Source organism: Streptomyces dioscori, assembly GCF_003024195.1.
GTDB lineage: Bacteria > Actinomycetota > Actinomycetes > Streptomycetales > Streptomycetaceae > Streptomyces > Streptomyces dioscori.
On sequence record NZ_KZ679050.1, the window covers coordinates 296,336 to 308,821 of the forward strand.

General features: G+C 69.8%; 10 protein-coding genes. 6 read left to right on the plus strand and 4 right to left on the minus strand.

Going from position 1 to position 12,486, the window contains the following annotated elements; all coding sequences use genetic code 11:
* The first annotated feature begins 99 nt into the window (after window positions 1-99).
* From C6Y14_RS30465 to C6Y14_RS30490, 6 genes are all read left to right on the plus strand, one after another.
* Window positions 100-1,173 carry a carbohydrate kinase family protein gene (locus C6Y14_RS30465; RefSeq protein WP_107020068.1) on the plus strand — a complete coding sequence of 358 codons (1,074 nt, stop codon included), beginning with the start codon at window positions 100-102 and terminating at the stop codon, window positions 1,171-1,173.
* 64 nt (window positions 1,174-1,237) lie between these two features.
* Entirely contained in the window at window positions 1,238-2,524 is a 1,287-nt protein-coding gene (locus C6Y14_RS30470) for an extracellular solute-binding protein (protein ID WP_107020069.1), read from the plus strand.
* Window positions 2,524-3,486 carry a carbohydrate ABC transporter permease gene (locus C6Y14_RS30475; RefSeq protein WP_107020070.1) on the plus strand — a complete coding sequence of 321 codons (963 nt, stop codon included), beginning with the start codon at window positions 2,524-2,526 and terminating at the stop codon, window positions 3,484-3,486. The genes C6Y14_RS30470 and C6Y14_RS30475 overlap by 1 nt, the downstream gene beginning before the upstream one ends.
* Before the next feature lie 14 nt (window positions 3,487-3,500).
* Window positions 3,501-4,400: a carbohydrate ABC transporter permease gene (locus C6Y14_RS30480; protein WP_107020071.1), complete on the plus strand. Its 900-nt coding sequence runs from the start codon at window positions 3,501-3,503 to the stop codon at window positions 4,398-4,400.
* On the plus strand, window positions 4,400-7,327 hold the full coding sequence (locus C6Y14_RS30485; RefSeq protein ID WP_107020072.1) for a glycoside hydrolase family 2 TIM barrel-domain containing protein: 2,928 nt from the start codon (window positions 4,400-4,402) through the stop codon (window positions 7,325-7,327). Before C6Y14_RS30480 ends, C6Y14_RS30485 begins: the two co-directional genes overlap by 1 nt.
* Before the next feature lie 149 nt (window positions 7,328-7,476).
* On the plus strand, window positions 7,477-8,304 hold the full coding sequence (locus C6Y14_RS30490; protein WP_225891358.1) for a PaaX family transcriptional regulator: 828 nt from the start codon (window positions 7,477-7,479) through the stop codon (window positions 8,302-8,304).
* Between the two features lie 78 nt (window positions 8,305-8,382).
* On the opposite strand, the gene C6Y14_RS30495 is transcribed toward C6Y14_RS30490, so the two are convergent.
* The 4 genes from C6Y14_RS30495 to C6Y14_RS30510 all read right to left on the minus strand — a co-directional run bounded on the left by C6Y14_RS30495 (window position 8,383) and on the right by C6Y14_RS30510 (window position 12,345).
* Window positions 8,383-8,838 (minus strand): MaoC family dehydratase, encoded by a 456-nt coding sequence (locus C6Y14_RS30495; protein ID WP_107020074.1) that lies wholly within the window; start codon window positions 8,836-8,838, stop codon window positions 8,383-8,385.
* Between the two features lie 39 nt (window positions 8,839-8,877).
* Window positions 8,878-10,395 (minus strand): o-succinylbenzoate--CoA ligase, encoded by a 1,518-nt coding sequence (menE, locus tag C6Y14_RS30500; protein WP_107020075.1) that lies wholly within the window; start codon window positions 10,393-10,395, stop codon window positions 8,878-8,880.
* A gap of 109 nt (window positions 10,396-10,504) precedes the next feature.
* Window positions 10,505-11,380 (minus strand): amidohydrolase family protein, encoded by an 876-nt coding sequence (locus C6Y14_RS30505; RefSeq protein ID WP_107020121.1) that lies wholly within the window; start codon window positions 11,378-11,380, stop codon window positions 10,505-10,507.
* Window positions 11,381-11,394: 14 nt separating this feature from the next.
* Entirely contained in the window at window positions 11,395-12,345 is a 951-nt protein-coding gene (locus C6Y14_RS30510) for an SDR family oxidoreductase (protein ID WP_107020076.1), read from the minus strand.
* Window positions 12,346-12,486: the final 141 nt, after the last annotated feature.

A 12,486-nucleotide genomic window follows, 5' to 3' on the forward strand; every position in this document is an offset into this window, starting at 1 on the left:
GCCAAATCGGCCGGAGACGCGCACGATCCTGTCCACCGAAACACAATCCCGTGCACTTCGTACGACGAGAATGAAGAGTTTTGACGAGAGGATGCGCTCGTGGGTGAGACACGGCCTGACGCGCGGCCCGATGTGCTGCTGACCGGGCTGCTCTTCTACGACCTCGTCCTGACCGGTCTGGGCAAGCCGCCGACCCCCGGCGAGGAGATCTGGACCGACGGGATGGGCACGAGCCCCGGCGGCATCGCCAACCTGGCCGTGGCCGCGGCCCGTTACGGCCTGAGCACCTCCCTGGCCACGGTGTTCGGCGACGACTACTACGGCGCGTACTGCCGTGAGGTCCTCGCCGGCCAGGAGCACATCGACCTCTCGCTCTCCCGTACCGCGGACGGCTGGCACACCCCGGTCACCGTCTCGATCGCGTACGGCCACGACCGGGCCCTGGTCACCCACGGCCAGGAGCCCCCGTACTCGCAGGACGCGCTGATGGGTGACCCGCCCGCCGCGCGCACGGCGCTCGTGCACATCGAGGCCGAACCCCGCGAGTGGATCGCCGGGGCCGCCGCGAACGGCACGAAGATCTACGCGGACGTCGGCTGGGACCCCACCCAGCAGTGGTCCTCGGACCTCCTCGACCAGCTCGCCCTGTGCCACGCCTTCGTCCCGAACGACGGCGAGGCGATGGCGTACACCCGCACCGACACCGCGGCCGACGCGCTCTCCAAGCTCTCCGAGCTGGTGCCGGTGGCCGTGGTCACCCGCGGCCGGGACGGCGCGATCGCCGTCGACCAGACCACGGGCGAGCACGCCGACGTGCCCGCCCTCGCCACCGACGTCCTGGACGCGACGGGTGCCGGAGACGTCTTCGGCGCGAGCTTCGTCGCGGCCTCGCTGGAAGGCTGGCCCCTGGAGGAGCGGCTGCGCTTCGCGGTGCTGGCCGCCGGACTCTCCGTACAGCGGCACGGCGGGGCGCTCGCCGCGCCCGGCTGGTACGGGATCCACCAGTGGTGGCGCTCCGTCAAGAATCCCGAACTGCGGCGCGCGTACGGCTTCCTGACGGACCGTATGCCCGCCGATCCCGGCCCTCCGGTTCCCCACGCCCCGGTGACTCCACCCGCCCCCACGGCACTCCCGATCTCCCCCGACGCATCTCCCGCGACGCATCCCTTCTGATGCCTGGCTCCAGATGCGTTCTCCTGATGCGAAGACCGAACACATGCGAAAGGCGGTGGGAGCTGTGCGGCTCTCACGAAGGGGCCTGCTCCGCGCGGGACTGGCCGGTACGGCCGCGACCGCGCTCGGCGGCCTGGCGTCCGGCTGCGCCGTACCGACGGGCTCGACGGGCCGGAACATGGTGCTCTGGTACTGGAGCGGCGGCCTGAGCGACACCGTCGTCAAGAAGGCCAAGGCCCGTTACGACAGCGCCGTGGACCTGGACGCGATCCAGATCGGCGGCTACTACCGCTCCAAGCTCATCACCACGATGACCGGCCAGGCCCATGTCCCCGACATCGCGGGGCTCAAGGGCGAGGACATGGCGTCGTACCTGCCGAACGCCGACCAGTTCGTGGACCTGCGCACACTCGGCGCGGAGAAGCTCAAGGACCAGTACCTGGACTGGAAGTGGCAGCAGGGCGTGGCCCCCGACGGCAGCCTCGTCGGCTTCCCCATCGACGTGGGTCCCGTCGTGCAGTACTACCAGCCGGCCGTCTACGAGAAGGCCGGGCTCGCGTACGAACCGGACGACGTGTCCAAGGAGATGGGCACCTGGGACCAGTTCTTCGCCGCGGGTGAGCAGCTCAAGAAGCGGGTGCGCGGGGCGTTCATCCTGACCGACATCACCAGCGTCTTCGAGATGTCGATCGGACAGGGCACCCAGCGGTTCGTCGACAAGGACAAGCACTTCATCGGCGACCAGGAACATGTGCGCGTCTGCTGGGACCGTGCCGTGGAGGCCAAGCGGCGCGGGCTCGCGTCGAGCATCGTGACGGGCACGCCCGACTCGATCTCGGCCACCGAGAGCGGCGAGCTGCCCAGCCAGCTCAACGCCTCGTGGGCGGCGGGCGACCTCAAGCTCCAGTACCCGAAGACCAAGGGCAGATGGCGGGTCGCGAACTGTCCCGGCGGCCCCTCGAACGTCGGCGGCTCCTTCCTCGCGATCACCAAGGCGTGCCGTGAACCCGAGAAGGCCTTCGAGATCATCACCTGGCTGCTCAACGCGGACAACCAGGCCCAGGGCTTCATGGACGCGGGGCTCTTCCCCTCGACCCCTGCCTCGTACGGGCTGAAGAAGCTGCGGGAGCACGACCCGTTCTTCGGCGACCAGATCACGATGGACGTGTACGGGCCGGCCGCGGAGAAGATCCCGGTCGCCTTCAACAGCCCGTTCGACGTGGCACTCGGGCAGCCGATCAGGGACGAGATCAAGAACGTCGGCGTCCTCGGCAAGAACCCGGAGAACGCCTGGAAGGACGCCATGAGCAAGTGCCGGCGTATCGCCGACCACCTGGGGGTGAGCTACTGATGGCTACCGCACCCCTGGTCGAGAAGCCCCCGGCGCCCGTCGCCGAGCCGCCCGCCGTCAATCCCAAGAAGGGCATCCTGAGCTACTGGCGGCTGTACGCCGCGATCTCCCCCTTCTATCTCCTCTTCCTCGCCTTCGGTCTGATCCCGGTCGGCTTCTCGCTCTATCTGTCGTTCCACCGGTGGGACGGCCTCGGCTCGATGGAGTACGCGGGCCTCTCGCAGTACCGCTATCTGCTGAGCGACACCGACTTCTGGAGCTCGATCGGCAACACGCTGATCATCTGGGCGCTGGCCACCTTCCCCATGATCTTCCTCGCGATGATCACGGCCGTGATGCTCAACTCGGCGGTCCGCTTCAAGAACGTCTACCGCTTCGCGTACTTCCTGCCGAACGTCACCTCGGTGGTCGCCGTCGCGATCATCTTCGGCTCGGTCTTCTCCACCAACTTCGGCCTGGTGAACGCCCTGTTGCAGGCGGTCGGCCTCGACCAGATCGCCTGGCTGAACACCCCCTGGGGCATCAAGGTCGCCATCGCCACCCTGATGACCTGGCAGTGGACCGGCTACAACGCGATCATCTTCCTCGCCGGACTCCAGACGATCCCCGGCGAGCTGTACGAGGCGGCCCGCATGGACGGCGCCGGACCCGTGCAGACCTTCTTCCGGATCACACTCCCGCTGATGCGGCCGGTGCTGCTGTTCGTGCTCGTCATCTCGACGGTGACGGGGCTGCAGAGCTTCTCCGAACCGCAGGTGCTGCTGCAGTCCACCGCCAACGAGTCCACGTTCTCCGGCGGTCCCGACCACGCCGGCCGCACGATGGTCCTCTACTTCTTCCAGCAGACCTTCGACAACAACGACTTCGGCTACGGCGCGGCCGTGGCCTGGGGCATCTTCCTCGTCGTCGTCATCTTCTCGATCATCAACTGGCGCCTGGTGCAGCGCCGGGGCGAAGACTAGGGAGGCCCGTCACCATGGCTGTCACCACACAGACCGAGCCCGCCCCCACCGAGCCGCCGCGCGCCGAGCCCACCAAGGGCACGCGTATCCGAGGCACCCAGCGCAGGGGCATCGCGCTCCACCTCTCCCTCGCCGTCGGGGTACTGCTCTCCGCGTTCCCCTTCTACTGGGCCGTGATCATGTCGACGCACACGTCGACCGAGATCTTCTCCTACCCGCCGAAACTGCTGCCCGGCTCGCACTTCGGCGACAACCTCAGCAAGCTGTTCGACAGCATCGACTTCTTCGGGTCGATGTTCAACTCGCTGCTCGTCGCCGTCTCCGTGACGTTCCTCGTGCTGTTCTTCGACTCGCTGGCCGCGTTCGTCTTCGCCAAGTTCAGTTTCCCCGGCCGCCGGGTGCTGTTCGCGATGATGATGGCCATCTTCATGGTGCCGGCGCAGCTCGCCGCCATCCCGCAGTTCGTGATCATGGCGAAGCTGGGCTGGATCGGCTCGATGACCTCGCTGATCGTGCCGGCCGCCGCGAACGCCTTCGGCATCTTCTGGATGCGGCAGTACATGAAGAGCGCGATCCACGACGAGCTGCTGGACGCCTCGAAGATCGACGGGGCGAGCTTCCTGCGCCAGTACTGGCACGTGGCCCTGCCCGTGGTCCGCCCCGGGCTCGCCTTCCTCGGCATCTTCACGTTCATGGGCCAGTGGAACGACTACGCCTGGCCGCTGATCGCCCTCACCAACCCGGACAACGTGACCCTCCAGGTCGCCCTCTCCCAGCTCAACGGCGTTCACGGCACCACGGACTACGGGATGGTCATGACGGGTGCGGTCCTCGCCCTGATCCCCCTGCTGATCGTCTTCGCGATCGGCGCCAAGCAGATCATCGCCGACCTCGGCAAGGGAGCGATCCGCTGATGGGACGCGACCACCTGCTCGCCCTGCGGCCCTGGGAGTCCCCGGAGACGACCTCCTGGCAGCGGCTGCCGATGAACGCGGTGGACCGGCGCTCCGGCGCGCTGTCCCTGGACGGCTCCTGGCACTTCCAGCTGCTGCCCTCGCCGACCGGCGCCTCGGGCGAGTGGACCCTCGCCGACGTGCCGGGCGTGTGGACCATGCAGAGCCGTGGCGACCTGCCCCAGTACACCAATGTCCGGATGCCGTTCGCCGACGTCCCGCCGCACACGCCCGCCGCGAACCCGACCGGCGTCTACGAGCGGTCCGTGGACATCCCCGCCGAGTGGGCGGGCCGCCGGATCGTCCTCCAGGTCGGCGCGGCCGAGAGCGTGCTGCTCGTCCATGTGAACGGCCGGCCGGTCGGCATCTCCAAGGACTCCCACCTGGCGGCCGAGTTCGACCTCACGGCCGTCGTACGGCCCGGGGACCCGGCCACCGTACGGTTCACCGTCGTCAAGTGGTCCGACGCGTCGCACATCGAGGACCAGGACCAGTGGTGGCACGCGGGCATCACGCGCTCGGTGCTGCTGTACGCCACCGATCCGCTGTATCTCGCGGACGTGACCGTGCGCGCGCCGCGGGACGGACGGCTGCTGGTCGACTGCAAGGTCCGCGACACGGCGGGCCCGCTCCCCGAGGGCTGGTACGTCACGGCCGCATTGGACGGTCAACTCCTCGCCCAGGACACGGAGTTCGACCGTCTCAACGCCGAGGACATGCGGGTGTCCGACTTCTACGGCGAGGCACGGCTGCGGACCGTCGTCCGGGACGTCCGCCCCTGGACCGCCGAGACACCCGAACTGTACGAGCTGGCCGTGCGGCTGCACCGGGCCGACGGCTCGATCGCCGACAGCTCGCACCACCGGGTCGGTTTCCGGGACGTCGAGATCGTCGGCCGGGACCTGCTGGTCAACGGCGAACGCGTCTTCATCCGGGGCGCAAACCGGCACGACTTCCACCCGCTGACCGGCCGCACGGTCACCGCGGACGACATGCGCGCGGACCTCGTCGTCCTCAAGCGGTTCGGCTTCAACGCGGTCCGCACCGCGCACTACCCGAACGACCCGACCCTGTACGACCTCGCCGACGAACTGGGCCTGTACGTGGTGGACGAGGCGAACATCGAGTCGCACGACCACGCGCACGAGATCGCCGACGACCCCCGCTATCTGCCCGCGTTCGTGGACCGCGTCTCGCGCATGGTCCTGCGGGACAAGAACCATCCCTCGATCATCGTCTGGTCCCTGGGCAACGAGTCGGACTACGGCGCCAACCACGACGCGGCGGCGGGCTGGGTACGGCGCCACGACCCGACCCGGCCGATCCAGTACGAGGGAGCCGCCAAGATCGACTGGGCGGACGAGCAGCTCGCCTCCGACATCGCCTGCCCCATGTACGCGCCCATCGAGGAGTGCGTGGCCCACGCCCTGTCGGGCAGGCAGACCAAGCCGCTCATCCAGTGCGAGTACTCGCACGCCATGGGCAACAGCAACGGCACCCTCGCCGACACCTGGGCCGCCATCGAGTCCACCCCGGGGCTTCAGGGCGGCTTCATCTGGGAGTTCTGGGACCACGGCATCCTCCAGCGTGTGAACGACGGACGACCGGCCGGCCGAGGTGGCGTGGGCCTGTACGGCAACGGTGTCACCGCACCCGGCCACCGCTGGGCCTACGGCGGCGACTTCGGCGAGACGATCCACGACGGCGCCTTCATCGCGGACGGCGTGGTGTTCCCCGACCGCACCCCCAAGCCAGTGATGTACGAGCACCGGGAGATCGCGGGCCCGGTCCGCCTGACGTACGACGAAGGGGTTCTGCGGATCCACAACCGGCAGCACTTCCGTGGCCTGGAGTGGCTGGCGGCCGAGTGGCTGCTCGTGGGCGCCGACGGTACGACGCGGCGGGCTCCGGCCCCGCTGCCGGAGGTACCGCCGGGCGGGTCGGCGGAGGTCCCGCTGCCGTTCCCGCCGCCCGAGCCCTCCGCCGCCGGTGAGACCTGGCTGACCCTGCGGGTCACGACCGCGGACGACGAGGCGTGGGCGCCGCTCGGCACGGAGGTGTGTGTGCCGCAGGTGCGGCTGGCCGCGGCGGCCACCGACACGGCCCCGGAGGCCGCGACCGGTCCGGCCGTCACGCTGGACGAGGACGCGCTGCTGGTCCACCCGTCGCTCACTTCGGCGCCGCGGCTCTCGCTCTGGCGGGCGCCCACCGACAACGACGAGCTGGGCGGCATGGCGGCCCGCTGGCACGACTGGGGCCTCGACGCGCTCGTACGCAAGGTCGTGGACGTCCGCGAGGAGGGCTCGCGGGTCGTCGTGCTCAGCGAGTACGCGACCGGTGCCGGGCCCGTCCGGCACGAGCAGGTGTTCACCCCGGTGTCCGGCGGCATCCGCATCGAGGAGTCGGCCGAACTGCCGGCGGGGCTGGACGACGTGGCCCGGGTCGGCACGGTCTTCGAGACGGTCCCGGGGCTCGATGTCCTGGACTGGTACGGGCAGGGCCCCTGGGAGTCGTACCCGGACCGCAGCACGGGCGCGCCCGTGGGACACCACTCGCTGCCGGTGGACGCGCTCTTCACCCCTTACCTGCGGCCCCAGGAGAGCGGCGGGCGGCACGGGGTGCGGCGGTTCACGCTGTCGGCGCCGGACGCCACGGGGCTCGCGGTGGAGCTGGGGGCACCGGGGCAGGTCTCCGTCAACCGGTACCGGGCCGAGGATCTGGCCGCCGCCACGCACCACGACGAGCTGGTGCCACGGCCGGGCTGTGTCGTGCACCTCGACGCGGCGCACCGGGGACTCGGCACGGCGTCGTGCGGGCCGGACACCTCGGCCGGGTATCTCGTACCGTCGGGCTCCCACCGGTGGGAGTGGACGCTGCGCGTGCTCTGACCGTCCGGAACCGGCGGCGGCTGGGTGCGCTCGTCTTCGGGTGCGGGTGCGTGGGGGCTCGTCGCGCAGTTCCCCACGCCCCTGAAGGCAAGGGGCTGCACCCCCCCTGAAAGGCGAACGACTGTGATCGGCGGGCGTACCGTGGGTGGGTGACCAGTGACGAGGCGTTGCGGCCCCAGTCCCTCATGTTGTCCTTTCTCGGTGACCAGGTGCTCGGTCGGGATGTCTGCGTGTATTCGGGGAGCGTCATCGATGTCTTCGGGCGGGCGGGAGTCGGAGAGCACGCGACCCGGTCCACCCTGACGCGGATGGTCGGCCGCGATCTGCTGCGGCGGCAGCGCGAGGGGCGCCGGATGTACTTCGGACTGACCGAGCGCTCGGAGGCCGTGCTGCGGGACGGCGAGCAGCGGATCTGGGAGGAGGGGGCCGTCAACCGCCGGTGGGACGGCACCTGGACCCTGCTCGGCTTCTCACTGCCCGAGTCGTGGCAGCGCCAACGGCACGATCTACGCGCGCAGTTGACGTGGAACGGCTTCGGCCCGCTGTTCGGCGGGCTGTGGATCGCGCCCGGCGAGACCGACGTCTCCGGACTCGTCGCCGAACTCGGCCTGTCCGCCCACGTGAAGATCTTCCGCGCCCACGCGGACGCCGGTATGGACATCGGCGCGATGATCGAGGAGACCTGGGAACTGGACGAACTTGCCAAGCGCTACCAGGCGTTCGTCCGCCGCTGGCAGCACTGGGAGACGGCCGAGCCCGCGGCCGACGAGGCCCTCGCACTGCGGCTGCGCCTGTCGACGCAGTGGCTCCAGGTGGTCCGCCGGGACCCGCGCCTGCCGGTCAAGCACCTCCCGGACAACTGGCCCGCCGACCAGGCCGAGAAGACGTTCCGAACGGTCTACACCCGCCTGACCCCCTTGGCCCAACAATCCGCGGACCACCTCTTGGACCTGGTCCCGGTGAGACCACCCGTCTAGGGGTGCCTCTCAGGGGCGCGGGGAACGGCGCGACCAGCCACGACGGACCCGCACCCGACCACGCACCGAACACCTTCGTCACACATAGAACCGGGACAAGCTCTGCAACACCGCCGCCGGCTTCCCCACCCCTTCGATCTCGATCGTGCCGTCGACGGCGACCTGCACCCCGCCCGGTACATCGGAGACCTCCGCAAGCCGCGCGACAAGCCGTATCCGCGCCCCCACCTTCACCGGCGAGGGAAACCGCACCTTGTTCAGCCCGTAGTTGACCTTCGTGGTCACGCCCCGGACGTCCAGCAGTTCGGTGAAGAGCGGGATGAACAGCGACAGGGTGAGGTACCCGTGCGCGATCGGCGCCCCGAACGGCCCCCGCGCGGCCTTCTCCGCGTCGACGTGGATCCACTGGTGGTCCCCCGTGGCATCGGCGAAGGTGTTGATCCGTTCCTGGGTCACCTCGATCCACTCGCTCGTACCGAGGTCACCCCCGGCGAGCTTCCGGAGTTCGTCGACACCGTTCACCGCGATGGTCATATGGCTCTCCTCTACTGGAAGTCGCTTACTGGAAGTCGCCTACTGGGAGTCGACCCCGTACCGCCGCCGGACACGGGACTTGAGCAACTTGCCGGAGGCGGTCCGCGGGAGTTCGTCCGCGAGCACCACCGACTTCGGGATCTTGTACTTTGCGAGGTGGCCGGTGAGGGACGCGAGGACCTCGTCGGGGTCCAGCTCGACGCCCTCGCGCGCGACCACCACCGCGCGCGGCACCTCGCCCCACTTCTCGTCGGGCACGCCGATGACCGCGCATTCGGCGATACCGGGGTGAGCGAGGAGGCAGTCCTCTATCTCGGCGGGATAGACGTTCTCGCCGCCCGAGATGATCATGTCCTTGATGCGGTCGACGACGGTCACATAGCCGTCCTCGTCGATCCGGGCCGCGTCCCCGCTGCGGAACCAGCCGTCGCTGAACACGGCCGCGGTCTCGTCGGGCGATCCCCAGTAACCGGGCATGACATGGGGACCGCGTACGACGATCTCGCCCGTCTCGCCGACGTCCGCGAGGTCGGCCGGGGTGAGGCCGGGCCGTACGACACGTACATCGCTGAAGAAGTGCGGCACTCCCGCCGAGCCCGCCTTGGTCACCGCGTGCTCGGCGTCCAGGAAGAGCACGCCGGGCGATGCCTCGGTCATGCCGTAGCCCTGGAGGAAGGTGAGGCCGCGCTCCTGGTAGGCGGCGATGAGCGGGGTCGGCACGGGTGAGCCGCCGCAGCTGAGCATGCGCAGCGAGGACAGGTCGGCGTCGGCCCAGCCCGGCCGGCGGGCCACCTGCTCGAACATGGTGGGCACGCCGAACATGAAGGTGATCCGGTGCCGTTCGATCAGATCGAGGGTGGCCGCCGGGTCGAACGCCTCGACCAGGACACAGGTTCCGCCCTTGAGGAGGACGGGGAGGGCCAGCATGTTCAGACCCGCCGTGTGGAACAACGGGGCCGACACCAGGGCGCGTTCGTCCGCGATCAGGTCCTGGTCGACGAGGACGTTGACGGCGTTCCATGTCAGATTGCCGTGGGTGAGCATCGCGCCCTTGGGCCGGCCCGTCGTCCCCGAGGTGTACATGATGACGCAGGTGTCGTCGGCGGTGACGGGTTCGTCGATCGCCTCCTCGGAGGCCGCGGCGAGCAACTGGTCGTAGCCGGCGCCCACTTCGACGTACGTACGCACCTCGCAGGTGCCCGGCAGGCCGGCGACCAGCCCCTCGGACTCCGGCCCGTGCACGAGGACCTTCGCGCCGGAGTCTTCGAGCTGGTAGGCGATCTCGGGCCCGGCGAGGCGGGTGTTGAGCGGGACGAAGACCGCGCCGAGCGTGCCGGCCGCGAACAGCGTCTCCAGGTAGGAGGGGTGGTTCGGGCCGAGGTAGGCGATCCGGTCGCCGCGGCGCACCCCTCGGGCGCGCAGGGCGTGGGCGAGGCGGGTGGTGCGCTCGTACAGGCCGCCGTACGTGAGTGTCGTGCCGTCGTGGATCAGGGCGGTGCGGTGCGGGGTCTTGCGGGCCCGGCGGGCGGGCCACGACCCCAGTCCCTCGTTACGCATGGCGTACCCCTTACGGCTCGGTGTGTCCGGTCACGGCCCGGTGAGGCCGGTCATGGCTTGACGGGCCGTTCATGGCTCGGTGTGTCCGGTCATGGCTCGGTGTGTCCGGTCATGGCTTGGTGAGGCCGAGCAGCCGGGCCGCGTTCTCCTTGAGGATCTTCGGCCTGACCTCGTCCTTGACGGGGAGCTTCGCGAAGTCGGCGAGCCAGCGGTCCGGGGTGAGGACCGGGTAGTCGGAGCCGAACAGCACCTTGTCCTTGAGCAGGGTGTTCGCGTACTGCACGAGCTGCGGCGGGAAGTACTTCGGTGACCAGCCGGAGAGGTCGATGTGGACGCCCGGCTTGTGCGTGGCGACCGCGAGGGCCTCGTCCTGCCAGGGGAAGGACGGATGCGCCAGGATGATCTTCAGGTGCGGGAAGTCCGCGGCCACGTCGTCGACATGCAGCGGGTTGGAGTACTTGAGGCGGATGCCTCCCCCGCCGGGCACGCCCGCGCCGATGCCGGTCTGCCCGGTGTGGAAGAGGGCGATGGCGCCGGTCTCCTCGATGACCTCGTACAACGCGTACGCCACGGAACGGTCGTTGGGGAAGAAGCCCTGGATGCTGGGGTGGAACTTGAAGCCCTTCACCCCGTACTCCTCGACCAGCCGACGGGCCCGCTTCACCCCCGCCTTCCCGCGGAACGGGTCGATGGAGGCGAACGGGATCAGCACGTCCGGGTTGGCGGCGGCGGCCTCGGCGACCTCCTCGTTCGGGACGGGTTCGGTGCCGGTCGCGGACTCGGCGTCGACCGTGAAGATCACGGCGGCCATCCTCCGCTCCCGGTAGTACGCGGCCGTCTCCTCCAGGGTCGGCTTCCGCTTGCCCTCGACCTTGAAATAGGCGCTGGAGGCCGCGTGCAGGTCGTCGTCGAGCGAGGACGTGCCCCTGGAGGAGACCTCGGCGTGGGTGTGGACGTCGATGGCGACCAGGTCGTCGACGTTCATCGTCATCGGGAGGGTCATGACGCCTCCGCGGCCTTGGGCGCGGGTGAGGCTGCGGGCGCGGGGGCGGGGGCGGGGATGCCCACCGTCTGCGGTTCGGCGCCGACCGAGGTGTGCCAGACGTCGGCGAGCGCCTCGGAGGTCCAGCCGCCGTCGGCGTACGCGGCCCTGATCTCCTGCGGGTGGGACCACAGGGTGACCTTGTCGCCGCCGATGCCGATGGCCTGGCCGGTCACCCCGCGGGCCGCCTCGGAGGCCAGGAACGGGACGAGGGCCGCGCAGTCCTCGGGGGTGCCGAAGCCCTCGCCCCTGCGCAGGAAGTCCGGCAGCGGTTCGCCCTGTTTCATGGCCTCGATGTAGGGGGCGAAGGCCGGGATGGTCTCGGTCATCGCGGTCGCGGCCACCGGCACGATCGCGTTGACGGTGATGCCCGCGCGGGCCAGCTCCATCGACCAGGTTCGGGCCATGGCGGCGATGCCGGCCTTGGCGGCGGAGTAGTTGGTCTGGCCGAAGTTGCCGCGCTGCCCGGCCGGTGAGCCGACCAGGATCAGCGTGCCGCCCCCGCCCTGCTCCCGCATCCGTACGGCGGCGGCGCGGGCGCAGGTGAAGGTGCCCTTCAGGTGTGTGGTGAGCACCGCGTCGAAGTCGTCGTCGGTCATCTTCCACAGGACCTTGTCGCGCAGGATGCCCGCGTTGGTGACCAGGACGTCGAGGCGGCCGAACTCCGCGACCGCGCGGCCCACCAGGCGCTCCGCGGCCTCGGCGGTGCCGACCGCGACGACCTCGGCCACGGCCGTGCCGCCCGCACCGGTGATCGCCTCGACGGCGTGTTCGGCGACGGCCTCGTCCACGTCGTTGACGACCACGGAGGCGCCTGCGGCGGCGAGGGCCCGCGCGTAGGCCAGGCCGAGGCCACGGCCGGAACCCGTGACCACGGCGACCTTGCCGGTGAGATCGATGCTGGACACGAAGGGGGTCCCTTCAAGAGCGGTGACGGGGTGACGGGGTGACGGGGTCGAAGCTAAGGACAATGATTGTTGACGTCAATAGTTGTTGCCGACTCGGCTGTGCGCCATGCTGGTCGCGTACGGACGCAGTACCGAGCCCCT

Excerpts from the sequence above, each read along its gene's own strand:
- C6Y14_RS30475 (WP_107020070.1), top strand. The coding sequence starts at position 2,524 with ATGGCTACCGCACCCCTGGTCGAGAAGCCCCCGGCGCCCGTCGCCGAG.
- C6Y14_RS30480 (WP_107020071.1), top strand. The coding sequence starts at position 3,501 with ATGGCTGTCACCACACAGACCGAGCCCGCCCCCACCGAGCCGCCGCGC.
- C6Y14_RS30485 (WP_107020072.1), top strand. The coding sequence starts at position 4,400 with ATGGGACGCGACCACCTGCTCGCCCTGCGGCCCTGGGAGTCCCCGGAG.
- C6Y14_RS30495 (WP_107020074.1), bottom strand. The coding sequence starts at position 8,838 with ATGACCATCGCGGTGAACGGTGTCGACGAACTCCGGAAGCTCGCCGGG.
- menE (WP_107020075.1), bottom strand. The coding sequence starts at position 10,395 with ATGCGTAACGAGGGACTGGGGTCGTGGCCCGCCCGCCGGGCCCGCAAG.
- C6Y14_RS30505 (WP_107020121.1), bottom strand. The coding sequence starts at position 11,380 with ATGAACGTCGACGACCTGGTCGCCATCGACGTCCACACCCACGCCGAG.